Source organism: Streptomyces sp. NPDC002403 (genome assembly GCF_053593015.1).
Map to the genome: position 1 here is coordinate 33,219 of NZ_JBSFBQ010000023.1, position 24,041 is coordinate 57,259.

The following is a 24,041-nucleotide window of genomic DNA, read 5'->3' on the forward strand; positions in this document are numbered from 1 at the left end:
ACCCGGCGTCAACACGCCTCACCCGTTCGAGTGAGTTCATTGGGTCGGGACTGTACGCCATGCCCCAAGGGAGGGACGTGCTCCGAGAGCAATGGGCCGGTTAGCGTTCGGGCATGAACGAAGACGTACGACTCACCGCATGGGTACGCGGCCGAGTGCAGCAAGTGGGGTTCCGCTGGTTCACCAGGGCGAACGCCCTGGAGATCGGTGGTCTCACCGGTTTCGCCCTGAACCTCGACGACGGCAGGGTGCAGGTCGTCGCCGAGGGGCGACGTGAGAATTGCCACCGCCTGCTGGACTGGCTGCGCTCGGACGACACACCCGGACGCGTGGACGGAGTCACTGAGATATGGGACACCCCGCGCGGCGGTTACGAGGGCTTCGCGATCCGCTGAGCCGGGCCCGGTCCGGGGGTGCGGAGCGGGCCGTGTTCGGACCGTGTTCGAAGCGCTGCTGGGGGTTGCCGGGCCGGGCGCTCATCCGCGTACACATGAAATGACCTGCGGAATGACCGGGTGGTTGCCAAGATTCGGTTGGCGTGCCAGGCTGCGGCAGTAAGGATGATCTCCACGCCCCGCAGGGCCCCGCAGGAGAGTCGCGCCGCATGATCGACGAAGCCGCGCGCCCCCGGGCCGCCCGCCTCTACAGGGTGTGATCGTGTTGACCGTCAAAGTTTTTGGTGAGACGCTGAAATCCCCGCGCACCTTAGCTGTTTGGCAGAGCTGTTTGGCAGCAGAACAGCAGTGACGACAGAGCACTGCCGAGCACCGCGGGTGCGAATCCCTCACGACCCACACCGCATCGGTCGGTCACTCAGTGTGGAGGACCATCCATCATGGCAAAGGCGCTTCTCGGTTACGTCGGCGGTTCCGACCCGCGACTCCTCGCCGAGATGCGACGGCTCCAGCAGCGCGTCCAGGACCTCGAATCCGAGCTCGTACGGATCCAGGACGAGAACGACGCGCTGAATGCCGCCGCCCAGCACCAAGAGTCGCTGCTCGACAGCATCGACATCGACGTACCTCAGGCGGAGCCGGCGCTGACCTGACCGAGGGCCCCCAGGGGCCGGTCGGGCCGTACGCGTCAGCCGTCCGAGTTCATCACCCGGATCGTCGCCGGATCATTGAAGATCACTGCTCTTGATCTGTCACCTTCGTGACATGTCCTTGATCCGTCATGCCCAGTTGCACCAGCACCACCGCACGTAACACCGCACAAGATTTACAAGGGGCGCTTCGGCGTCCCTTCTTTCTTTTCCCCTCCGGTCCATTTCCGCCCGGACCTGTGCGGCAGCCGCCCCCGGCGTGCACCCCTTCCCTTAACGTCTGATGTGCCCTGCACCTTCATCAGTGAAACCGAGAGCGAAAGGTAGAGTCCGGCGGCGTGCACCTCAAGGCCCTGACCCTGCGTGGTTTCAAATCGTTCGCCTCCGCCACGACGCTGCGGTTCGAACCCGGCATCACCTGTGTCGTCGGCCCCAATGGGTCAGGCAAGTCCAATGTGGTGGATGCGCTCTCCTGGGTCATGGGGGAACAGGGCGCCAAATCCCTGCGCGGCGGCAAGATGGAAGACGTGATCTTCGCCGGCACCACCGGCAGGCCCCCGCTCGGACGGGCCGAAGTATCGCTGACCATCGACAATTCCGACGGCGCACTGCCCATCGAGTACGCCGAAGTGACGATCACTCGGATCATGTTCCGCAATGGCGGCAGCGAGTACCAGATCAATGGCGACACCTGCCGGCTCCTGGACATCCAGGAACTCCTCTCGGACTCCGGCATCGGCCGCGAGATGCATGTCATCGTCGGTCAGGGCCAGCTGGACTCCGTCCTCCATGCCGATCCGATGGGCCGGCGCGCGTTCATCGAGGAAGCCGCCGGCGTGCTCAAGCACCGCAAGCGGAAGGAGAAGGCGCTGCGGAAGCTGGACGCGATGGGGGCCAACCTCGCCCGCGTCCAGGACCTCACCGACGAGCTGCGGCGGCAGCTGAAGCCGCTCGGCCGGCAGGCGGCCGTGGCGCGCCGGGCCGCCGTGATCCAGGCCGATCTGCGCGACGCCAGGCTGCGGCTGCTCGCCGACGACCTGGTGCGGCTGCGCACGGCGCTGCGCAGCGAGATCGCCGACGAAGCGGCGCTCAAGCGGCGCCGGGAGGCCGCGGAGGCGGAACTCAAGGCGGCCCTGGCCCGCGAGACGGAGCTGGAGGACGTGGTACGGCGGCTGGCACCGCGGCTCCAGCGGGCCCAGCAGACCTGGTACGAGCTGTCCCAGCTGGCCGAGCGGGTGCGCGGCACGATCTCGCTGGCCGACGCCCGGGTGAAGAGCGCCTCCGCCGCTCCGGAGGAGGAGCGGCGCGGCACGGGATTCCGGGACCCCGAAAGCATGGAGCGGGAGGCGGCCCGGATCCGTGAGCAGGAGGCGGAGCTGGCCGCCGCGCTGACGGCCGCGGAGCACGCCCTGGAGGACACCGCCGCCCACCGCAGCGACCTGGAAAGGGAGTTGGCGGCCGAGGAACGCAGGCTCAAGGATGCCGCCCGCGCCATCGCGGACCGCCGCGAAGGGCTCGCCCGGCTCAGCGGGCAGGTCAACGCGGCCCGCAGCCGGGCCGGTTCGGCGCAGGCCGAGATCGACCGGCTGGCCGCTTCCCGGGACGAGGCGCGGGAGCGGGCGGTCGCCGCCCAGGAGGAGTACGAGCAGCTCAAGGCCGAGGTCGAGGGTCTGGATGCCGGGGATCAGGAGCTCGGCGAGCGGCACGAGGCCGCCAGGGCGGAGCTCGCGGAGGCGGAGGCGGCGCTCTCCGCGGCCCGGGAGGCGGCCACCGCCGCGGAACGGAAGCGGGCGGCGGTCGCGGCCCGCCACGAGGCGCTGGCCCTCGGTCTGCGCCGCAAGGACGGCACGGGCGCGCTGCTGGGGGCGGGGGACCGGCTGTCCGGCCTGGTCGGCCCGGCCGCGGAACTCCTGACGGTGGCGCCCGGGCACGAGGTGGCGGTGGCGGCGGCACTGGGCGCGGCGGCGGACGCGGTCGCGGTGACGGACCCGGCCACGGCGGCGGAGGCGATCCGGCTGCTGCGCAAGCAGGACGCGGGGCGGGCGGCGCTGCTGCTGGGCGCGGTGCGGCGTGCCGAGGTCCCCGGGCAGGAGGGGGCCGATGATGCCGTTGGCGGTGCCGGTGCCGGGGGGCCGCGCGCCGTGGCCGATCTCGTCCGCGGGCCCGTCGAACTGATGGACGCCGTACGCAGGCTGGTGCGGGACATGGTGGTCGTCGGCACGCTGGAGGACGCCGAGGACCTCGTCGCCGTACACCCGGAGCTGACGGCCGTGACCGCCGAGGGGGACATCCTCTCGGCCCACTTCGCGCACGGCGGTTCCGCCGGGGCGCCGAGCCTCCTCGAAGTGCAGGCCTCCGTCGACGAGGCCGCCGCCCAGTTGGAGGAACTGGCCGTGCGGTGCGCCGGGTTGACCGAGGAGCAACGGCTCGCGGGGGAGCGGCGCCGGGCCGCGGCCGGGCTGGTCGAGGAGCTGGGGGAGCGGCGCCGGGCGGCCGAGCGGGAGAAGTCCGGGGTGTCCCAGCAGCTGGGGCGGCTGGCCGGGCAGGCCCGTGGCGCGGCCGGTGAGGCCGAGCGGATGGCGGCGTCGGCCGCCCGCGCCCAGGAGGCCCTCGAACGCGCGACCGAGGAGGCCGAGGAGCTGGCCGAGCGGCTGCTGGTCGCCGAGGAGACGCCGGTCGAGGAGGAGCCGGACACCTCCGTGCGCGACCGGCTCGCCGCCGACGGTGCCAACGCCCGCCAGACCGAGATGGAGGCCCGGCTCCAGGCGCGTACCCACGAGGAGCGGGTCAAGGCGCTGGCGGGCCGGGCCGACTCCCTCGACCGGGGCGCCCGCGCCGAACGGGAGGCCCGCGCCCGCGCCGAGCGGCGCCGGGCCCGGCTGCGCCACGAGGTGGCGGTGGCCTCCGCCGTCGCGTCCGGGGCCCGTCAGCTGCTCGCGCACGTCGAGGTGTCCGTCGTACGGGCCGAGCGGGAGCGGGGGGCGGCCGAGGCGGCGAAGGCGGAGCGGGAGCGGGGGCTGGCGGCCGAGCGCGGCCGGGGCCGCGAGCTCAAGGGCGAGCTGGACAAGCTCACCGACTCCGTCCACCGCGGCGAGGTGCTCGGTGCCGAGAAGCGGCTGCGGATAGAGCAGCTGGAGGCGAAGGCCCTGGAGGAGCTGGGTGTCGAGCCGGCCGGGCTGGCCGCCGAGTACGGCCCCGACCAGCTCGTACCGCCGTCGCCCGCCGCGGAGGGCGAGGAGCTGCCGCAGGACCCGGACCATCCGCGCAACCGGCCGAAGCCGTTCGTCAGGGCCGAGCAGGAGAAGCGGCTGAAGTCGGCCGAACGGGCGTATCAGCAACTCGGGAAGGTGAATCCGCTCGCCCTGGAGGAGTTCTCGGCGCTGGAGGAGCGGCACAAGTTCCTCTCCGAGCAGCTGGAGGACCTGAAGAAGACCCGGGCCCACCTGATACAGGTCATCAAGGAGGTCGACGAGCGGGTCGAGCAGGTGTTCACGGAGGCGTACCGGGACACGGCCCGTGAGTTCGAGGGCGTCTTCTCGCGGCTCTTCCCGGGCGGCGAGGGCCGGCTCGTCCTGACCGACCCGGACAACATGCTCGCGACCGGTGTGGACGTGGAGGCGAGGCCGCCGGGCAAGAAGGTCAAGCGGCTCTCGCTGCTGTCCGGCGGCGAACGCTCGCTCACGGCGGTGGCGTTGCTGGTCTCCATCTTCAAGGCCCGGCCGAGCCCCTTCTATGTGATGGACGAGGTCGAGGCGGCGCTCGACGACACCAATCTGCAGCGGCTGATCCGGATCATGGAGGAGCTCCAGGAGAGCTCCCAGCTGATCGTGATCACACATCAGAAGCGGACGATGGAGGTCGCCGACGCGCTCTACGGCGTATCGATGCAGGGCGACGGAGTCTCGAAGGTCATCAGCCAGCGCCTGCGCTGAAGCCTTTGCGCCACTTGCAAGGCTTCGACGCGCTCTCCGGATATCCCTCGACAGGTCTGTACATGGTTTCGAATATCCGCTTCGGAACAAGGGTGAATGATCTCTTCGGCGTCGGTTTTACCTTCAAGTGGTGGCCGTGGGGAAGTTATGCGCCACTTGGAAGAGTTCGCCCCACACCTGACGACGCGGCCAGGCATCAGGAGCTCATGTGACCAGCACATCGCAGGGACCGGCATCCGGAGCCCGAGCGGCGCACCCGGACCACCTCGGCCATGTCATCTTCATCACCGCGGCCGCCGCCATGGGCGGCTTCCTTTTCGGCTACGACAGCTCCGTCATCAACGGCGCCGTTGAGGCGATCCGCAGCCGCTACGACATCGGCTCGGGAACGCTCGCCCAGGTGATCGCCATCGCCCTGATCGGCTGTGCCATCGGCGCGGCCACCGCGGGGCGCATCGCCGACCGCATCGGCCGTATCCGCTGCATGCAGATCGCCTCCGTGCTCTTCACCATCAGCGCCGTCGGCTCCGCGCTCCCGTTCGCGCTCTGGGACCTGGCGATGTGGCGCATCATCGGCGGCTTCGCCATCGGCATGGCCTCGGTGATCGGCCCGGCGTACATCGCGGAGGTCTCGCCGCCCGCCTACCGCGGCCGGCTCGGCTCCTTCCAGCAGGCGGCGATCGTCGTCGGCATCGCCATCTCCCAGCTGGTCAACTACGGCATCCTGCAGCTCGCCGACGGCGACCAGCGCGGAAAGGTCGGCGGCCTCGAAGCCTGGCAGTGGATGCTCGGCGTGATGGTCGTCCCCGCCGTCCTCTACGGGCTCCTGTCCTTCGCCATCCCCGAGTCGCCGCGGTTCCTGATCTCGGTCGGCAAGAAGGACCGGGCGCGGAAGATCCTGGAGGAGGTCGAGGGCAGAAGCGTCGACCTCGATGCCCGGGTGACCGAGATCGAGACCGCGATGCACCGCGAGCACAAGTCCAGGTTCACGGACCTGCTCGGCGGCCGCGTCGGTTTCCTGCCGATCGTCTGGGTCGGTATCGGGCTGTCCGTCTTCCAGCAACTCGTCGGCATCAACGTGGCGTTCTACTACTCGGCGACGCTCTGGCAGTCCGTCGGCATCGACCCGACCGCCTCGTTCTTCTGGTCGTTCACCACGTCCATCATCAACATCATCGGCACCGTCATCGCGATGGTCCTGGTGGACCGGGTGGGCCGCAAGCCGCTCGCCCTGGCGGGCTCCACCGGTATGGCCATCGCCCTCGCCTTCGAGGCCTGGGCCTTCTCCGCCGATCTGGTGGACGGCAAACTCCCCAGCGCCCAGGGCGTCGTGGCGCTCGTCGCGGCCCATGTGTTCGTGCTCTTCTTCGCGCTGTCGTGGGGTGTCGTCGTCTGGGTCTTCCTCGGTGAGATGTTCCCCAACAAGATCCGCGCCGCCGCGCTCGGCGTCGCCGCGTCCGCGCAGTGGCTCGCCAACTGGGCGATCACCGCGAGCTTCCCGAGCCTGTCCGACTGGAACCTGTCGGGCACGTACATCATCTACGCGTGCTTCGCCACGCTCTCGATCCCCTTCGTGCTCAAGTTCGTGAAGGAGACCAAGGGCAAGGCGCTGGAGGAGATGGGTTAGGGCCCGCCCGGGGGCGCATCCGGTGCGACCGCCTCGCAGAACAGCCGCAGACTGCGCCACCCCTCCTCGACCGGCATCCCGCCGCACAGCGGATGCAGCACCAGGCTGTCCAGCTCCGAGGCCGCCGCCGCGCACTCCTCGGGGGTGACGACCCGGTAGACCCCCTCGGCCCGCAGTTCCGGCACCGTCGTCGCCGCCGAACGCACCGCGGAGCGGATGTCCTTGGACTGCCAGGACGCGTAGGTGCGCGCCTCGTGCAGGAAGTACTCGCCGTACTCCGCCCAGGTGCGGTCCGGGTCCTGCGACACGTGCAGCAGCGGTGTCTCGGCCGCGGGCATCATGCAGAAGCCGTCCGTCCCGAACTCGGCACGCCGCTCCTGGTAGTACGCCTCCAGCTCCGGCAGATGCGCGCTCGGGAAGAACGGCAGCCCGAACCGGGCCGCCCGCCGCGCCGCCGCCCGCGAACTGCCGCCCACCAGCAGCAGCGGGTGGGGCCGGGTGTACGGGCGCGGCGTGATGCGCACCGTACGGCCCCGGTACGGGAACGGCTCGCCGGTCCACGCCTGCAGCAGCGTCTCCAGGAGCTCGTCCTGGAGCCTGCCGCGCCGGCCCCACTCGACGCCCGCCTGCTCGTACTCCTCGGGCCGGTAGCCGATCCCCGCCACCGTCACCAGCCGGCCCGCGCTCAGCAGGTCCAGGACCGCGATGTCCTCGGCCAGCCGCAGCGGGTCGTGCAGCGGGCCGATGATCGCCGAGACGGTGACCGCGATCCGGCGGGTGGCGCCGAAGACCGAGCCGGCGAAGACGAAGGGGGAGGGCAGCCAGGAGTTGGCGGCGCCGTGGTGCTCCTCGGTCTGCACGGTGTCGATGCCGTGCCCGTCGGCGTACGCGGCCATCTCCAGCGCGGCACGGTAGCGGGCCGAGAGCGGCTCGGGGGTGGCGTCGGGATCGACGAGGTTGAACCGGACCACTGTGAAGGCCATGAGACTTGTCCCCTTCGTCGGGCGGACTCGGCGGGCGGGACATTAGCTGACGCGGCGTCAGAAGTGTAGGGGTGCGTCCGCGCCGGGCTGGCCGCCGTCGCCCCGGGCCCGTCCGGCGGGACGTGGCAGGACCGCGTACAGGGTGGCGGAGACCGCGATCGTGGCCGCCCAGCCCAGCCCGTGGCGCCCGGTCCAGGTGGTGGCGAGCGGCCCGGCGAACCACCGCACCCCGGTGAAGAGCAGACCCGTCGCCAGGCCCGCGGCCCACGCGGCCACGGCCGGCACGGCGAAGCCCCCCGTGTACCAGTAGGCACTGGCCGGTGTGGTGTCCAGGAGCGCCGCCGGATCGTAGGTGCGGCCGCGCAGCAGATCCACCGCGAAGACCCCGATCCAGGCGGAGAACGTCACGGCGAGAAGGGTCAGGAAGGAGATGAAGGAATCCAGGAAACCCGTGGCCGTGAGCATCAGCGACGCCGCCAGGAACAGGCTGATGACGGCATTCACGCCGACCGCCCAGGTGCGGGGGATCGAGAATCCCAGCGTCTGCGCGGTAAAGCCGGCCGAGTACATCGACATCGCGTTGATCAGCACCATGCCGGCCACGACGAGCAGCAGATACGGCACCAGGAGCCAGTCGGGCAGCAGGGGGCCGATGAACGCGACCGGGTCGCGGGTGACGGCCAGACCCGGTTCGGCGACCGCCATCACGGCCCCCATCAGCACCATCGGTACGTACGCGACCCCGGCGCCGCCCACGATCGCCCCGGCCATCGCCCGGCCGGACGCGTCGCGCGGCAGATAGCGGGCGAAGTCGGGGCCCGACGGGGCCCAGCTGATGCCGCCCGCCGCGAGCGTACCCACCCCGGCGATCATCAGCGCCGGAGGTCCGGCGGGCCTGCTCAGCACGGACCGCCAGTCGGTCGCCCCGATCAGATGGACCAGCACCAGCACGCTGACACCGCCGAAGAGGTACGCCGACCAGGTGCCGCACACCCGCAGTGCCCCCGCGCCCAGCCCCGACAGCAGCCAGCTGCATCCCACGAAGGCGAGCAGGGTCACCAGGGTCGGGCGGAGGCCGGCCGTGACGCCGAAGAGCAGATTCAGCACGGCGAGCACCGCGTAGGTGCCGGTGACCGCGTTCACGGTCTCCCAGCCCCAGCGGGCGACCCAGGTCAGCGCGCCCGGCAGCAGATTGCCGCGCTGTCCGAAGACGGCCCGGGAGAGTGCCATACCGGGTGCCCCGCCCCGGCTGCCCGCGATCGAGACCAGTCCGACCAGCCCGAATCCGATGACCGAGGCGAGGACCGCGACCGCCAGCACCTGCCAGAGATTCAGCCCGTTGAAGACGACGAGCCCGGCGCCGATGGTGAGGAGGAGCACGGTCAGGTTCGCACCGACCCAGGTGGGGAAGAGGGTCCGGACCCGGCCGGTGCGCTCGTTGTCGGGGACGGGCTCCAGGCCGCGAGTCTCCACGGGCAGGATCGTACCTTTACCCCCAAAGGGTGCATAACGCTCATGGGGATGTTCGGGGGATCCTTCGGGGCGGTCCCCCCGGGCGGACGTGACTGATACTGGGTGGGTTATGGAATTCGTCATCCTTGCTGTAGTCATCGCCCTGGTCGCGGTCGGCGTGATCAGCGGGCTCGTGGTCAGCAGCCGCAAGAAGAAGCAGCTGCCCCCGGCACCGTCGAGCACGCCGACCATCACTCCTCCCGCCGAGCCCCATGTCGGCGAGGAAGCCGAGACGCCGCGCGAGGAACCGCGCCGCACCATCGAGGAGGCCGGCCCGCCCGAGGCCGAGGCTCCCGCCGAGGAGGCCCCCGAGGCCGTCGAGCCGGAGGAGGCCGCCGCCCCCGCCCTGGAGGTGCCCGAGCCCACCGCCGGCCGTCTGGTGCGGCTGCGCGCCCGGCTCGCCCGCTCGCAGAACTCCCTCGGCAAGGGGCTGCTCACCCTCCTGTCCCGTGACAACCTCGACGAGGACACCTGGGAGGAGATCGAGGACACCCTCCTCACCGCCGATGTCGGCGTCGCGCCCACCCAGGAACTGGTGGAGCGGCTCCGCGAGCGCGTCCGCGTGCTCGGCACCCGTACCCCCGAAGGGCTGCGCGCGCTGCTGCGCGAGGAGCTCCTCACCCTGCTCGGCACCGACTTCGACCGCGCGGTCAAGACGGAGAGCGGCCTCGACACCCCCGGCGTCGTGATGGTCGTCGGCGTCAACGGCACCGGAAAGACCACCACCACCGGCAAGCTGGCCCGGGTGCTCGTCGCCGACGGCCGCAGCGTCGTGCTCGGCGCGGCCGACACCTTCCGGGCGGCCGCCGCCGACCAGCTCCAGACCTGGGGCGAGCGGGTCGGTGCCCGCACCGTGCGCGGCCCCGAGGGCGGCGACCCCGCGTCGATCGCCTTCGACGCGGTGAAGGAAGGCATCGCCGAGGGCGCCGACGTGGTCCTCATCGACACCGCCGGACGGCTGCACACCAAGACCGGGCTGATGGACGAGCTCGGCAAGGTCAAGCGGGTCGTCGAGAAGCACGGACCACTCGACGAGGTCCTGCTGGTCCTCGACGCCACGACCGGGCAGAACGGTCTGGTGCAGGCCCGGGTGTTCGCCGAGGTCGTGGACATCACCGGCATCGTGCTCACCAAGCTGGACGGCACCGCCAAGGGCGGCATCGTCGTCGCCGTCCAGCGTGAACTGGGCGTGCCGGTGAAGCTGGTCGGACTCGGCGAGGGCCCGGACGACCTGGCCCCCTTCGAGCCGGAGGCGTTCGTGGACGCCCTGATCGGCGACTGACACTCCGCGCCGCACCTGAGGAGCCCGACCGCATGACGCAAGCAGCGGTCGGGCTCTTCGGCGTTACGGGACGGGCTCGGGCGTCGGCGCGCTCAGCCGCACAGCGGTGCGCGGTGGCAGCTGTACGCCAGCGTGCCGAGCAGCAGCCGGGCCTCCGGCGGCGCGGCCGCCGTGTCCAGCACCGGCGGACGCAGCCAGCGGACCGGTCCCAGGCCGCCCTCGTCGGACGGCGGGGCGGTGATGTGGCAGCCGGGCCCCAGTGCCCGCAGGTCCAGCCCCGCGTCGTCCCAGCCCATCCGGTACAGCAGTTGCGGGAGCTCGGCGGCGGCCCCCGGGGCGACGAAGAACTGCGCCCGCCCGGCCGGGGTCACCGCGACCGGGCCGAGCGGCAGCCCCATCCGCTCCATCCGCACCAGGGCCCGGCGCCCTGCCGCCTCGGGGACATCGAGGACGTCGAAGGTGCGGCCCACCGGCAGCAGCATCGAGGCGCCCGGCACCCGGGCCCATGTGCCGGCCGCCGTGTCGAGCGTGGCGCCCGCGGGGACCTCGGGGGCGAAGTCCAGCGGATGGGCGCCGGGGGAGGGGCAGTCCGCCCGGCCGCACGAGCAGCGGCCGGCCGCGGCCCGCGCCCCCGGCGCGACGGCCCAGCCCCACAGTCCCGTGTACTCGGCCACTGCCGTGCACTCGGCCGCACGGCCGCGGCGCCGTGAGCCGGTGCGCATCTCGCGGATGCCGCCGATCGTGAAGCCCATGCCCCCTCCAACGGGTCCGACGTGCCGGTGGTTACGACGAGGGCTTGAGTCGTGACGCTCCGTCGTCGCAGGCGATCCGGAGTGCGCCGGTGACAATCGGGGTCGTGCGCCATTGTTCGCGCACCCCGTTTCGCATCGCTGCGCCCCCTGCTGATCTCCGTGTGTCAAGTGAATCGCGCCCGACAGAGGTGGCGTTCATTCGAAGGGGTGGCGAATGGTGGCGTTTCTGCAATCGCCCTCGCCCGGGTGGTGATCGTAGGATTACCGTCGGTACACGAACCATGGAAGTATGTGCGCCCGTGGGTATGCCGGAGGCAACCCGATTTCCTGTTCGATGGTGCGCACCCGCCGCATGGGCGGCATCGGCTCAGGGCATTCTGGTAATGGTTCGCGCGACAGGTATTCAGCGGGATGGGGGCGTTCCAGTGAGTGGCAGCGGCGCAGGCGATTCGAATGCCGGCAAGCGCCCCAACGGGCAATTGAGCTCATGGTTCGTGCGAAGCGGCTGGTCGAAGGGCGAGCTCGCCCGCCAGGTGAACCGCCGGGCGCGCCAGATGGGCGCCCACCACATCAGCACCGACACCTCCCGGGTGCGGCGCTGGCTCGACGGCGAGCAGCCGCGCGAGCCGATCCCGCGCATCCTCTCCGAGCTCTTCTCGGAGCGCTTCGGTGCCGTCGTCGCCGTGGAGGACCTCGGACTGCGCTCCGCGCACCAGTCGCCGTCCGTGGCCGGTGTCGACCTGCCCTGGGCCGGCCCGCAGACCGTCGCCCTGCTCAGTGAGTTCTCCCGCAGCGACCTGATGCTCGCCCGCCGGGGATTCCTCGGCTCCTCGCTCGCCCTGGCCGCCGGACCCGCGCTCATCGAGCCCATGCAGCGCTGGCTGGTGCCCGTCTCCACCGCCGGCCCGGCGGAACCGGAACCCGCGGCGGCGGCCCGCCGCCCCTCCCGGCTCTCCGGCCCCGAGCTCGATCTGCTGGAGTCCACCACCGCGATGTTCCGCCAGTGGGACGCGCAGTGCGGCGGCGGGCTGCGCCGCAAGGCCGTCGTCGGACAGCTCCACGAGGTCACCGACCTGCTGCAGGAGCCGCAGCCGGAGGGCACCGCCAAGCGGCTCTTCCGGTGCGCCGCCGAGCTGGCCGAGCTGGCGGGCTGGATGAGTTACGACGTCGGCCTCCAGCCCACCGCCCAGAAGTACTTCGTCCTCGCGCTCCACGCCGCCAAGGAGGCCGGCGACAAACCGCTGGGCTCGTACATCCTGTCCAGCATGAGCCGCCAGATGATCCACCTCGGACGGCCCGACGACGCCCTCGAACTGATCCATCTCGCGCAGTACGGCAGCCGGGACTGCGCCACCGCCCGCACCCAGGCCATGCTGTATGCGATGGAGGCCCGCGCGTACGCCAACATGGGCCAGCCCAGCAAGTGCAAGCGAGCCGTCCGGATGGCCGAGGACACCTTCCTCGACGTGGGGATCGACGGGGAGCCCGAGCCCGACTGGATCCGCTTCTTCTCGGAGGCCGAGCTCAACGGCGAGAACTCCCACTCCTTCCGCGACCTCGCCTATGTGGCGGGCCGCAGCCCCACGTACGCCACGCTCGCCGAGCCCCTGATGGAGAAGGCCGTCCAGCTGTTCGGCGAGGACGACGAGCACCAGCGGTCGTACGCGCTCAATCTGATCGGCCTCGCCACCGTCCACCTCCTCAAGCGCGAGCCCGAACAGTCCACGATCCTGGCCGAGCAGGCCCTGCGCGTCGCCAGGAGGGTCCGCTCCGAGCGCGTCAACACCCGGCTCCGCAAGACCGTCGACACCGCTGCCAGGGACTTCGGGGACATCGCCGAAGTCGCCAGGCTCACCGATCTCCTCACCGAGCAGCTGCCGGAGACCGCGGAAGCGATCTGAGCAGCCCCCGGCCCCCGGCCACGGCGACCACCCCGCACAGACCGACTTCGGCTCCCCCAACTGCCAGGTCAGCGGGTGGTCGGCGTGGCCGGTTCGCGTTGCCGTGCCCGTACGCAAGAGTCGTAACCGCACCGTATGCGGCCCCGGCCGCGGGGTGGGCCCGGCACCGGTCGCGCCACCGGCGGTTCATGGCGGCGTAACACACCCGACCTCTTCGTCACCGCCGTGAAACACCGTGCGGCATCGGCGGAAACCGCGCTGGGTGAATCTCGTGGCCATAACCGGCCCGCACCTTTTCCCCAGTGGTCCCGCACGTGGTGCCGCTCCCAATCGCCCGCACGCGGCCGCACCGACGACGAGGAGACGCCGATGCCCCCAGGCATCACGACGCTTGCCGCAGACACCCCGACCCTGTCTGCCGCCAACACCGGGTTCATGCTCATCTGCTCCGCCCTGGTGATGCTCATGACCCCCGCCCTGGCCTTCTTCTACGGAGGCATGGTCCGCGTCAAGAGCACCCTCAACATGCTGATGATGAGCTTCATCAGCCTCGGGATCGTCACGGTCCTGTGGGTGCTCTACGGATTCAGCCTCGCCTTCGGCACCGACATCGGCTCCGTCTTCGGCTGGAGCTCGGACTACCTCGGCCTCAGCGGGATCGGCGTCACCCAGCTCTGGGACGGCTACACCATCCCGGTCTACGTCTTCGCCGTCTTCCAGCTGATGTTCGCCGTGCTCACCCCGGCCCTGATCAGCGGCGCCCTCGCCGACCGGGTCAAGTTCACCTCCTGGGCCCTGTTCATCACGCTCTGGGTCACCGTCGTCTACTTCCCCGTCGCCCACTGGGTCTGGGGCGCGGGCGGCTGGCTGTACGAGATGGGGGTCATCGACTTCGCGGGCGGTACCGCCGTCCACATCAACGCCGGTGCGGCGGCGCTCGGCGTGATCCTCGTCATCGGCAAGCGCGTCGGCTTCAAGAAGGACCCGATGAGGCCGCACAGCCTGCCGCTCGTCATGCTCGGCGCCGGTCTGCTCTGGTTCGGCTGGTTCGGCTTCAACGCCGGCTCGTGGCTCGGCAACGACGACGGCGTCGGCGCGGTGATGTTCGTCAACACCCAGGTCGCCACCGCCGCCGCGATGCTCGCCTGGCTCGGCTACGAGAAGCTCCGCCACGGCTCCTTCACCACCCTCGGCGCGGCCTCCGGCGCGGTCGCGGGACTCGTCGCCATCACCCCGTCCGGCGGCGCGGTCAGCCCGCTCGGCGCCATCGCGGTCGGCGCGATCGCCGGTGTGCTCTGCGCCATGGCCGTCGGCCTGAAGTACCGGTTCGGCTACGACGACTCGCTGGACGTGGTCGGCGTCCACCTCGTCGGCGGCATCGCCGGCTCCCTCCTCGTCGGCCTCTTCGCCACCGGCGGCGTCCAGTCCGACGCCAAGGGACTCCTCTACGGCGGCGGTCTCGAACAGCTCGGCAAGCAGGCCGTCGGCGTCTTCGCCGTGCTCGCGTACTCTCTGGTCGTCTCCGCGGTCCTGGCCTTCCTGCTGGACCGGACGATCGGGATGCGGGTCCCCGAGGACGACGAGATCTCCGGCATCGACCAGGTCCAGCACGCCGAGACCGCGTACGACTTCAGCGGAGCGGGCGGCGGCGCGGCCCCGCGCAACACGACCCCGGGCAGCACGGCAGCAGCGAAGACGAAGAAGGTGGACGCATGAAGCTCATCACCGCAGTCGTGAAGCCGCACCGGCTGGACGAGATCAAGGAAGCCCTCCAGACCTTCGGCGTCCAGGGCCTCACGGTCACGGAAGCCAGCGGATACGGACGCCAGCGCGGCCACACCGAGGTCTACCGGGGTGCCGAGTACACCGTCGACCTCGTACCCAAGATCCGTATCGAGGTCCTGGTCGAGGACGAGGACTCCGAACAGCTCATCGATGTCGTCGTGAAGGCCGCCCGCACCGGCAAGATCGGTGACGGCAAGGTCTGGAGCGTGCCGGTCGACACCGCGGTCCGGGTACGGACCGGCGAACGCGGCCCGGACGCACTCTGACCGACGCTCCCGAGACGAAAGGCAGCCGGGTGACGAGCACCGGAACGACCACCGAATCCGCAGACTCGCAACCCGGCGGCTACGCGGCGGCCCGGCTGCGCCTCCTCCAGGAGAAGGCGCGGTCCGGGCCGCCGCGCCGCGCGGCCCTCGCGGCACTCACCGACGACTGGCTCACCGCGCTGTTCACCGCCGCCGGCGGACGGACGGGCGTCCACGGCGCCGCCCTCGTCGCCGTCGGCGGCTACGGACGCGGCGAACTCTCCCCGCGCAGCGACCTCGACCTGCTGCTCCTGCACGACGGGAACGCCGACCCCGCGGCCGTCGCCGCCCTCGCCGACCGCGTCTGGTACCCGGTCTGGGACCTCGGCCTCGCCCTCGACCACTCCGTACGCACCCCCGCCGAGGCCCGCAGGACGGCCGGCGAGGACCTCAAGGTCCAGCTCGGACTGCTCGACGCCCGGCCCGTCGCCGGGGACCTCGGACTCGTCGCCGCGATGCGCACCGCGATCCTCGCCGACTGGCGCAACCAGGCCGCCAAGCGCCTGCCGGCACTCCATGAGCTCTGCCGCGAACGCGCCGAACGCCAGGGCGAGTTGAGGTTCCTCCTCGAACCCGACCTCAAGGAGGCCCGCGGCGGACTGCGGGACGCCACCGCCCTGCGCGCCGTCGCCGCGTCCTGGGTCGCCGACGCCCCCCGCGAAGGGCTCGCCGAAGCCCGCCGTGTCCTGCTCGACGCCCGCGACGCCCTCCACCTGACCACCGGCCGCGCCACCGACCGCCTCGCCCTCCAGGAACAGGACCAGGTCGCCACCGAGCTCGGCCTGCTCGACGCCGACGCCCTGCTCCGCCAGGTCTACGAGGCCGCCCGCACCATCTCGTACGCCACCGACGTCACCTGGCGCGAGGTCGACCGCGTGCTGCGCGCCCGCTCCGTGCGCCCCCGGCTGCGGGCCATGCTGGGAGGCGGCCGGGGGGCCGCGCCGGAACGCACCCCGCTCGCCGAGGGCGTCGTCGAGGCCGACGGCGAAGTGGTCCTCGCCCGCACCGCCCGCCCCGAACGCGACCCCGTGCTCGTGCTCCGCGCCGCCGCCGCGGCCGCCCAGGCCGAGCTCCCGCTCTCCCGCCACGTCGTACGCCGGCTCGCGACCGCCGCGCGCCCGCTCCCGGTGCCCTGGCCCGCCGAGGCCCGCGAGGAACTCGTCACCCTCCTCGGCGCGGGCGAGGCCACCGTCCCCGTCTGGGAGGCGCTCGAAGCCGAAGGGCTGATCACCCGGCTGCTCCCGGACTGGGAACGCGTCCACTGCCGTCCCCAGCGCAACCCCGTCCACACCTGGACCGTCGACCGCCACCTCGTCGAAGCGGCCGTCCGCGCCTCCGCCCTCACCCGCCGCGTCCACCGCCCCGACCTCCTCCTCGTCGCCGCCCTCCTGCACGACATCGGCAAGGGCTGGCCCGGCGACCACTCCGCGGCCGGTGAGGTCATCGCCCGGGACATGGCCGCCCGGATCGGCTTCGACCAGCACGACGTGGGCGTCATCGCCACCCTCGTACGCCACCACCTGCTGCTCGTCGAGACCGCCACCCGGCGCGACCTCGACGACCCGGCGACCGTCCGCTCGGTCGCCGACGCGGTCCGGAGCACCACCACCCTGGAGCTCCTGCACGCACTCACCGAGGCCGACGCCCTCGCCACCGGGCCCGCCGCCTGGTCGGCCTGGCGCGCCTCCCTCGTCGCCGACCTCGTGGGGCGGGCCGCCGCCGTGCTCGCCGGCCGGGCCCCGGAGGAACCGGAACCCGCCGCACCCGGCGCCGAACAGGAACGTCTCGCCGTCGAGGCCCTGCGCACCGGCGGACCCGTACTCGCCCTGCACACCCGGAGCGAGGCCCCGAACGAGGACGGCGAGCCGGAACCCGTCGGCGTGGAGCTCCGGATCGCCCTGCCCGACCGGCCCGGCGTGCTGCCCGCGGCGGCCGGTGTCCTCGCCCTGCACCGCCTCACCGTGCGCGCCGCCGACCTGCGCGCCGTGGAGCTCCCCACCGAGCTGGGCGAGAGCGCGGACCTGCTGCTGCTCAGCTGGCGGGTGGCCGCCGAGTACGGCTCGCTGCCGCAGGCCGCCCGGCTCCGCGCCGACCTCGTACGCGCCCTGGACGGCTCCCTGGACATCCGGGCCCGGCTCGCCGAACGCGAGGCCGCCTATCCGCGCCGCCGCGGAGTGAAGGCCCCGCCGCCGAGGGTGACCGTCGCGGCGGCCGGCTCCCGGCTGGCCACCGTGATCGAGGTGCGGGCCCAGGATGCCCCGGGACTGCTGCACCGGATCGGCCGGGCACTGGAGAACAGCGGGGTACGGGTGCGCAGCGCGCATGTGTCGACCCTGGGCGCGAACGCGGTGGACGCCTTCTACGTCACGGACACGGAGGGGAAGCCGCTGTCCGAGGAGCGGGCGCTCGTCGTGGCGGACGCGGTGGAGGCGGCGCTGCGGGCGTGAGGCGTGTGGCCCCTGCCCGGGATTTCCCGGGCAGGGGCCATCGTTTCTTCCGGGCCGGATACCCTGGGGTACCGAATCCACTTTGCCCCCGACCCTGAGGACCGACGAGCGCCGTGTTCGATACTCTCTCCGACCGCCTTGCCGCGACTTTCAAGAACCTCAGGGGCAAGGGCCGCTTGTCCGAGGCGGACATCGACGCCACGGCTCGCGAGATCCGTATCGCCCTGCTCGAAGCGGATGTCGCGCTGCCCGTCGTCCGCGCCTTCATCGCCAACGTCAAGGAGCGGGCACGTGGCGCCGAGGTCTCCCAGGCGCTGAACCCGGCCCAGCAGGTCGTCAAGATCGTCAACGAGGAGCTCGTCGGGATCCTCGGCGGCGAGACCCGGCGGCTGCGGTTCGCCAAGAACCCGCCCACCGTGATCATGCTCGCCGGTCTCCAGGGTGCCGGTAAGACCACCCTCGCCGGAAAGCTCGGCCTCTGGCTCAAGGGCCAGGGCCACTCCCCGCTGCTCGTCGCCTGTGACCTCCAGCGCCCCAACGCCGTCAACCAGCTCAGCGTCGTCGCCGACCGCGCCGGTGTCGCGGTGTACGCGCCCGAGCCGGGCAACGGGGTCGGTGACCCGGTCCAGGTCGCCAAGGACTCGATCGAGCACGCCCGTACCAAGCAGTTCGACGTCGTGATCGTCGACACCGCGGGCCGCCTCGGTATCGACCAGGAGCTGATGCAGCAGGCAGCGGACATCCGCGACGCCGTCAGCCCCGACGAGATCCTCTTCGTCGTCGACGCGATGATCGGCCAGGACGCGGTCAACACCGCCGAGGCCTTCCGCGACGGCGTCGGCTTCGACGGCGTGGTGCTCTCCAAGCTCGACGGCGACGCTCGCGGTGGTGCGGCCCTGTCGATCGCCCATGTCACGGGCAAGCAGATCATGTTCGCGTCGAACGGTGAGAAGCTCGACGAGTTCGACGCCTTCCACCCCGACCGCATGGCGTCCCGCATCCTCGACATGGGTGACCTGCTCACCCTGATCGAGCAGGCGGAGAAGACCTTCAGCCAGGAAGAGGCCGCCAAAATGGCCTCCAAGCTGGCGTCCAGCAAGGGCAAGGACTTCACGCTCGACGACTTCCTGGCCCAGATGGAGCAGGTCAGGAAGATGGGCTCCATCTCCAAGCTGCTCGGCATGCTGCCCGGCATGGGGCAGATCAAGGACCAGATCAACAACATCGACGAGCGCGACGTGGACCGCACCGCCGCGATCATCAAGTCGATGACCCCGAAGGAGCGCGCCGAGCCGACGATCATCAACGGCTCGCGCCGGGCCCGCATCGCCAAGGGCTCCGGCGTCGAGGTCAGCGCCGTGAAGAACCTGGTGGAGCGGTTCTTCGAAGCCCGCAAGATGATGTCGAAGATGGCCCAGGGCGGCGGCATGCCGGGGATGCCCGGGATGCCGGGCATGGGCGGTGGCCCCGGTCGGCAGAAGAAGCAGGTCAAGCAGGCCAAGGGCAAGCGCAAGAGCGGCAACCCGATGAAGCGCAAGGCCGAGGAGCAGGCCGCGGCGGCCCGTCGCGAGCAGGCGGCGCAGGGCGGCGCGTTCGGCCTGCCGGCGCAGGACGACAAGAACTTCGAGCTGCCGGACGAGTTCAAGAAGTTCATGGGCTGAACCGGCCCGATGCCCGACGGGCCATGACGGCCCGGTGACCTCCGCGAGGGGGCGCCCGCTTTCCGGCGGGCGCCCCCTTCGGCGTACGACCGCCACAGCCACGGCTGTCGTACGCCGTCCCTCCAAGAGCCCATCCGGCAGACTCTGGGAGGGCTTTGTCCGCGTTCCTCCCTTACTGTCGCTTCAACGGCTGTCGGCAGAGGAGCGCGCGTGACCAACCCCGTACCTCCCCGCGACCGGACCGATCAGCCCTGGCGCTCCGAAGGCGCCCCGCCGCCCCCGACGCCCGGCCGGAAGATGCCGGGAGGCTGGGGCGGACTGCTGCTGACCGCGCTTGCCGTCTATCTGATCGCCAATCTGGTGCTCTCCTTCTTCAACGGGGAGCAGGAGCGGACGATCGCGTACACCGAGTTCAGCAAGCAGGTCACCTCGGGCAACGTCTCCAAGATCTACTCCAAGGGCGATGCCATCGAGGGGCAGCTCAAGAAGGAGGCGAAGGTCCCGGGGACCGACGAGAAGTACACCAAGTTCGTCACCCAGCGGCCGGCCTTCGCGGACGACAACCTCTGGGCCGAACTGGTCAAGGACGACGTCACGGTCACCGCCGAGCCGGTCGTCCAGCAGCGCAGCTTCCTCGCCAACCTGCTGATCTCGCTCGCGCCCATGCTGCTCCTCGTCGTGCTCTGGGTGTTCATCGCCCGGCGGATGTCCAGGGGCATGGGCGGCGGCATGGGCGGCTTCGGGCGCAAGGCCCCGCCCAAGCCCGTCGAACTGGAGGGCGCCAAGCGCACCACCTTCAAGGACGTGGCCGGGATCGACGAGGTCGAGGGCGAGCTCAACGACGTCGTGGACTTCCTGAAGAACCCGCAGGCGTACCGGAGGATGGGCGCCCGGATGCCCGGCGGGGTGCTGCTCGCGGGACCGCCCGGCACCGGCAAGACCCTGCTGGCGAGGGCCGTCGCCGGGGAGGCCGGAGTGCCGTTCTTCTCTGCGTCGGCCTCCGAGTTCATCGAGATGATCGTGGGCGTCGGCGCGAGCCGGGTCCGGGAACTCTTCGCGGAGGCGCGCAAGGTCGCCCCCGCCATCGTCTTCATCGACGAGATCGACACCATCGGCCGGGCCCGCGGCGGCGGCTCCGGCATGGGCGGCCACGACGAGCGCGAACAGACGCTCAACCAGATCCTCACCGAGATGGACGGGTTCTCCGGTTCGGAGGGCGTCGTCGTGCTCGCCGCCACCAACCGCGCCGACGTGCTCGACCCCGCGCTCACCCGGCCCGGCCGCTTCGACCGGATCGTCCAGGTCAGCCCGCCGGACCGGAGCGGCCGGGAGGCGATCCTGGAGATCCACACCCGGCAGATCCCGCTGGCCGACGATGTGAACCTGGCCCAGGTGGCCGGAACGACCCCCGGGATGACCGGCGCGGATCTGGCCAACCTGGCCAACGAGGCCGCGCTCCTGGCCGTCAAGCGTCAGCAGTCCGAGGTCACCCAGCCCGACTTCTCGGACGCGCTGGAGAAGGTCCAGCTCGGGGCGGAACGCTCACTGGTCATGTCCGACGAGGAACGCCGCCGGACCGCGTACCACGAGAGCGGCCACGCCCTGCTCGGCATGGTCCAGCCCGGTGCCGACCCGGTCCGCAAGGTCACCATCGTGCCGCGCGGCCGCGCCCTGGGCGTCACGCTCTCGACGCCGGACGCCGACAAGTACGCGTACACCGAGGAGTACCTGCGCGGCCGGATCGTCGGGGCGCTCGGTGGCATGGCGGCCGAACAGGTGGTCTTCGGCGTGATCACCACCGGCGCCGAGAGCGATCTGGAACAGGTCACCAACCTGGCCCGGGGCATGGTCGGCCGCTGGGGCATGAGCCACAAGGTGGGCAGGCTGACGGCGATCCCGGGCGACGCCCAGCAGGCGTACGGACTCTCGGCGGCCCCCGCCACGCTCGACGCGGTGGACGGCGAGATGCGGCGGATCGTCGACGAGTGCTACGAGGTGGCCTGCCGGCTCCTGCGCGAGAACCGGGACCGGCTGGACTCGTTGTCCGCCGCGCTCCTGGCCAACGAGACGCTGGACGAGGCCGAGGCCTACCGGGCGGCCGGCATCACCCGCCTGTCCAAGTAGCTGACGCCGCGGTCGCTCAGGTGGTGCACACGAGATAGCGGAAGACGTTCGGCATCCAGATCGTGCCGTCCCGGCGCCGGTGCGGATGTAGGGCCTGCGCGACCTCCTTCTCCACCCGGGCCCGGTCCGTCGCCAGCACCGCCGCGTCGAAGAGCCGGGTGGAGAGCAGCCCCCGCACCGCGCTGTCCGTGTCCGCGTACCCGAACGGACAGGCCACCCGGCCCGAGCCGTCGGGATTCAGGCCGGCCCGGAAGGCCAGCTCCTCCAGGTCGTCCCGGCCCGACGGCCGCCAGCCGCCGGTGCGCGCGGCCCGGTCCCGGTCGGACAGCCGCCCCGCCACCCGCAGCACGGGCGCCGTCGCACAGCGCTCCGGCGGACCCCAGCCGGTGAGCACCACGGTGCTGCCCCGCGCGGCCAGCGGCATGGCGGACCGCAGCGCGGCCACCAGCTCCTCGCCGTCGTCGCAGGAGCAGCCGATCGGGGTGAACGCGGTGATCAGGGTGTACGGCGCTCCGTCGGCCGGGCGGGCCGCCGACGGATCGCCCGCCAGCAGCCTCGGGTGCCCGGCCCGGGGCCCGGCATCGCTCCCGGCATCGGGCAGCAGCCGGGCCCGGGCGAGCGCCAGCCGTTCGGGATCGGTGTCCACTCCGGTGACGCGCGCCCCGCGGGCGGCTGCGATCAGCAGCGCGAGACCGGAGCCGCAGCCGAGGGAGAGCAGCCTGGTGCCGGTTCCCACTTCGAGCCGCTCGTACACGGCCTCGTACAGCGGTGCCAGCATCCGCTCCTGGATCTCTGCCCAGTCCCGGGCGCGGTCTCCGGGGTCCGTTCGGGTGGACGTCTCCGTGTGGCTGTGGTGCCGGACGAGCGTTGGTGTCATGGAAAGCGCCCCAATCCGCCGAAGATCGGCCGTGTCCGGTCGGTAGTGCCCGAGTGGTTGCTCCCCCCGCGTGTTCCGCCCCCGCTTCCCCCGTATGTCAGAGAACTGCGCATCCGCTGCCGCGTCCAGGGGTCCGATGGCAATGGTTGCGTGTGGCGGTGGTGCGTCCGTGGGCAAGGCCCGTGGGCCCGGGGCCCGTCGCCCCGTGCGGTGGGCCGTGTCGCCGTACGATGCGCGCCATGGCAAAGGCACCCGTTCTCACGCCCCAGGCCGAGGACTTTCCCCGCTGGTACCAGGATCTGATCAACAAGGCCGAACTCGCGGACAACGGCCCGGTGCGCGGCACCATGGTTATCCGGCCGTACGGATACAGCCTGTGGGAGCGGATGCAGCAGGAGATGGATGCCCGGATCAAAAAGGCCGGCGCCCGCAACGCCTACTTCCCGCTCTTCATCCCCCAGTCTTACCTGACACGCGAGGCCGAGCACGTCGAGGGCTTCGCACCGGAGCTCGCGACGGTCACCCACGCCGGCGGGAAGGAGCTCGAAGAGCCCGTGGTGGTACGGCCGACCTCCGAAACGATCATCAACGAATACTTCTCGAAATGGGTGCAGAGCTACCGCGATCTGCCGCTCCTGATCAACCAGTGGGCGAACGTCGTGCGCTGGGAGATGCGCCCGCGGGTCTTCCTCCGTACGACGGAATTCCTCTGGCAGGAGGGCCACACCGCCCATGCCACCGATGAGGAGGCCCGGGAATTCGCCGCGTACATCCACCGCGAGGTGTACGCCGACTTCATGGTCGATGTGCTCGGCATCGACGTGGTCCTCGGCCGCAAGACCCCGGCCGAGCGGTTCGCCGGGGCCGTCAACACGCTCACGCTCGAAGCGATGATGCGGGACGGCAAGGCCCTGCAGATGGGTACGAGCCACGAACTCGGCACCAACTTCGCCAGGGCCTTCCACACCAGCTACCTCTCCAGGGAGGGCAGGCAGGAGCTGGTCCGGCAGACCTCGTGGGGTTCCTCGACCCGGATGGTCGGCGGGCTGATCATGGCCCACGGCGACGACCACGGGCTCCGGGTGCCGCCGCGGCTCGCGCCCGTCCAGGCCGTCGTCCTCGCGGTCAGGGAGGACGAGGCCGTGCTGGGCGCGGTCCGGTCCCTCGCGGGGCGGCTGCGCGCGGCGGGGATCCGCACCGAGGTCGACGACCGCACCGACACCCCGTTCGGCCGCCGTGCGGTCGACTGGGAGCTGAAGGGCGTACCGGTGCGGATCGAGATCGGCCCGCGCGACCTGGCGGACGGCACCGCGATGCTGGCCCGGCGCGTTCCCGGCGGGAAGGAGCCGGTCCCGGCCGAGGCCCTGCCCGAGTTGCTCCCGGCGGTCCTGGAGGAGGACCAGGCGGCGCTGCTGCGGGAGTCCCGGAGCCGGCGCGAGTCGGCCACCAGCGAGGTCGCGACCGCGGAGGAGGCCGTGGAGGCGGCGGTCGCGGGCGGCTGGGCCCGTATCGCCTGGTCGGCGCTCGGCCCGGCGGGGGAGGCCCGGCTCGCGGAACACGGGGTGTCCGTACGGTGCCTGGTCGCCGGGGACGGGTCGGTGCCCGACTCGGACGACGAGCCCGGTACTGTCGCCCTGGTGGCACGCGCCTACTGATGCCCTGCCCCGGCGTACGGTGGCTGCCTACGCGCCCGGCGTACACGTCACTACGTACCACCTTGGTGCGAGCTGTGAGGCTTCTCCGCAGTTCTGCGCACCCGCCCTCGTCGGGACGCATCAAGGGCAACTGACTGGTACGTGCAAAATATT

General features: G+C 71.5%; 16 protein-coding genes. 12 read left to right on the plus strand and 4 right to left on the minus strand.

What is annotated here, in order from left to right; all coding sequences use genetic code 11:
- The first annotated feature begins 113 nt into the window (after nucleotides 1-113).
- The 4 genes from ACWCPY_RS23975 to ACWCPY_RS23990 all read left to right on the plus strand — a co-directional run bounded on the left by ACWCPY_RS23975 (nucleotide 114) and on the right by ACWCPY_RS23990 (nucleotide 6,604).
- A complete protein-coding gene (locus ACWCPY_RS23975) occupies nucleotides 114-395 on the plus strand; it encodes an acylphosphatase (RefSeq protein ID WP_026242487.1) in 282 nt (93 codons plus the stop codon).
- Nucleotides 396-835: 440 nt separating this feature from the next.
- On the plus strand, nucleotides 836-1,048 hold the full coding sequence (locus ACWCPY_RS23980; protein ID WP_018551753.1) for a hypothetical protein: 213 nt from the start codon (nucleotides 836-838) through the stop codon (nucleotides 1,046-1,048).
- 335 nt (nucleotides 1,049-1,383) lie between these two features.
- Nucleotides 1,384-4,977, plus strand: coding sequence for a chromosome segregation protein SMC (gene smc / locus ACWCPY_RS23985; RefSeq protein ID WP_451268071.1), 3,594 nt, complete (start codon nucleotides 1,384-1,386; stop codon nucleotides 4,975-4,977).
- Nucleotides 4,978-5,185: 208 nt separating this feature from the next.
- Nucleotides 5,186-6,604 carry a sugar porter family MFS transporter gene (locus tag ACWCPY_RS23990; protein WP_451268073.1) on the plus strand — a complete coding sequence of 473 codons (1,419 nt, stop codon included), beginning with the start codon at nucleotides 5,186-5,188 and terminating at the stop codon, nucleotides 6,602-6,604.
- Here ACWCPY_RS23990 and ACWCPY_RS23995 read toward each other — a convergent pair.
- Entirely contained in the window at nucleotides 6,601-7,587 is a 987-nt protein-coding gene (locus ACWCPY_RS23995) for an LLM class flavin-dependent oxidoreductase (protein ID WP_451268075.1), read from the minus strand. The genes ACWCPY_RS23990 and ACWCPY_RS23995 overlap by 4 nt on opposite strands.
- 57 nt (nucleotides 7,588-7,644) lie before the next feature.
- A complete protein-coding gene (locus ACWCPY_RS24000; RefSeq protein ID WP_451268077.1) occupies nucleotides 7,645-9,060 on the minus strand; it encodes a purine-cytosine permease family protein in 1,416 nt (471 codons plus the stop codon).
- 109 nt (nucleotides 9,061-9,169) lie between these two features.
- Between ACWCPY_RS24000 and ftsY the strand changes: the two genes are divergently transcribed.
- On the plus strand, nucleotides 9,170-10,381 hold the full coding sequence (gene ftsY / locus ACWCPY_RS24005; RefSeq protein ID WP_451268079.1) for a signal recognition particle-docking protein FtsY: 1,212 nt from the start codon (nucleotides 9,170-9,172) through the stop codon (nucleotides 10,379-10,381).
- 92 nt (nucleotides 10,382-10,473) lie between these two features.
- Here ftsY and ACWCPY_RS24010 read toward each other — a convergent pair whose 3' ends face one another.
- On the minus strand, nucleotides 10,474-11,133 hold the full coding sequence (locus ACWCPY_RS24010) for a bifunctional DNA primase/polymerase (RefSeq protein WP_451268081.1): 660 nt from the start codon (nucleotides 11,131-11,133) through the stop codon (nucleotides 10,474-10,476).
- 425 nt (nucleotides 11,134-11,558) lie between these two features.
- Here ACWCPY_RS24010 and nsdA point away from each other — a divergent pair, with 425 nt between their 5' ends.
- The 6 genes from nsdA to ftsH all read left to right on the plus strand — a co-directional run bounded on the left by nsdA (nucleotide 11,559) and on the right by ftsH (nucleotide 21,356).
- A complete protein-coding gene (nsdA, locus tag ACWCPY_RS24015; RefSeq protein ID WP_451268083.1) occupies nucleotides 11,559-13,034 on the plus strand; it encodes a transcriptional repressor NsdA in 1,476 nt (491 codons plus the stop codon).
- A gap of 369 nt (nucleotides 13,035-13,403) precedes the next feature.
- A complete protein-coding gene (locus tag ACWCPY_RS24020) occupies nucleotides 13,404-14,750 on the plus strand; it encodes an ammonium transporter (protein WP_451268085.1) in 1,347 nt (448 codons plus the stop codon).
- The gene (locus tag ACWCPY_RS24025) at nucleotides 14,747-15,085 is read left to right on the plus strand and encodes a P-II family nitrogen regulator (protein WP_451268087.1); all 339 of its coding nucleotides are present in this window, start codon (nucleotides 14,747-14,749) and stop codon (nucleotides 15,083-15,085) included. The genes ACWCPY_RS24020 and ACWCPY_RS24025 overlap by 4 nt, the downstream gene beginning before the upstream one ends.
- Nucleotides 15,086-15,114: 29 nt before the next feature.
- Complete coding sequence (locus ACWCPY_RS24030) at nucleotides 15,115-17,571, plus strand: [protein-PII] uridylyltransferase (RefSeq protein ID WP_451268089.1); 2,457 nt, start codon at nucleotides 15,115-15,117, stop codon at nucleotides 17,569-17,571.
- A gap of 113 nt (nucleotides 17,572-17,684) precedes the next feature.
- Nucleotides 17,685-19,232 carry a signal recognition particle protein gene (gene ffh, locus ACWCPY_RS24035; protein WP_403778469.1) on the plus strand — a complete coding sequence of 516 codons (1,548 nt, stop codon included), beginning with the start codon at nucleotides 17,685-17,687 and terminating at the stop codon, nucleotides 19,230-19,232.
- Nucleotides 19,233-19,442: 210 nt separating this feature from the next.
- Nucleotides 19,443-21,356 (plus strand): ATP-dependent zinc metalloprotease FtsH, encoded by a 1,914-nt coding sequence (gene ftsH / locus ACWCPY_RS24040; RefSeq protein ID WP_451268091.1) that lies wholly within the window; start codon nucleotides 19,443-19,445, stop codon nucleotides 21,354-21,356.
- Nucleotides 21,357-21,372: 16 nt separating this feature from the next.
- Here the strand turns inward: ftsH and ACWCPY_RS24045 are convergent, their stop codons facing one another.
- Entirely contained in the window at nucleotides 21,373-22,233 is an 861-nt protein-coding gene (locus tag ACWCPY_RS24045) for a class I SAM-dependent methyltransferase (protein WP_451268093.1), read from the minus strand.
- Between the two features lie 239 nt (nucleotides 22,234-22,472).
- Between ACWCPY_RS24045 and proS the strand changes: the two genes are divergently transcribed.
- The gene (proS, locus tag ACWCPY_RS24050) at nucleotides 22,473-23,888 is read left to right on the plus strand and encodes a proline--tRNA ligase (RefSeq protein ID WP_451268095.1); all 1,416 of its coding nucleotides are present in this window, start codon (nucleotides 22,473-22,475) and stop codon (nucleotides 23,886-23,888) included.
- Nucleotides 23,889-24,041: the final 153 nt, after the last annotated feature.

Bases quoted from the DNA above. Each gene is read 5' to 3' on its own strand.
- ACWCPY_RS23995 (WP_451268075.1), bottom strand. From the start codon at position 7,587: ATGGCCTTCACAGTGGTCCGGTTCAACCTCGTCGATCCCGACGCCACC.
- ACWCPY_RS24025 (WP_451268087.1), top strand. From the start codon at position 14,747: ATGAAGCTCATCACCGCAGTCGTGAAGCCGCACCGGCTGGACGAGATC.
- ACWCPY_RS24045 (WP_451268093.1), bottom strand. From the start codon at position 22,233: ATGACACCAACGCTCGTCCGGCACCACAGCCACACGGAGACGTCCACC.
- ACWCPY_RS23980 (WP_018551753.1), top strand. From the start codon at position 836: ATGGCAAAGGCGCTTCTCGGTTACGTCGGCGGTTCCGACCCGCGACTC.
- ACWCPY_RS24020 (WP_451268085.1), top strand. From the start codon at position 13,404: ATGCCCCCAGGCATCACGACGCTTGCCGCAGACACCCCGACCCTGTCT.
- ftsY (WP_451268079.1), top strand. From the start codon at position 9,170: ATGGAATTCGTCATCCTTGCTGTAGTCATCGCCCTGGTCGCGGTCGGC.
- proS (WP_451268095.1), top strand. From the start codon at position 22,473: ATGGCAAAGGCACCCGTTCTCACGCCCCAGGCCGAGGACTTTCCCCGC.
- ACWCPY_RS23975 (WP_026242487.1), top strand. From the start codon at position 114: ATGAACGAAGACGTACGACTCACCGCATGGGTACGCGGCCGAGTGCAG.
- ACWCPY_RS24010 (WP_451268081.1), bottom strand. From the start codon at position 11,133: ATGGGCTTCACGATCGGCGGCATCCGCGAGATGCGCACCGGCTCACGG.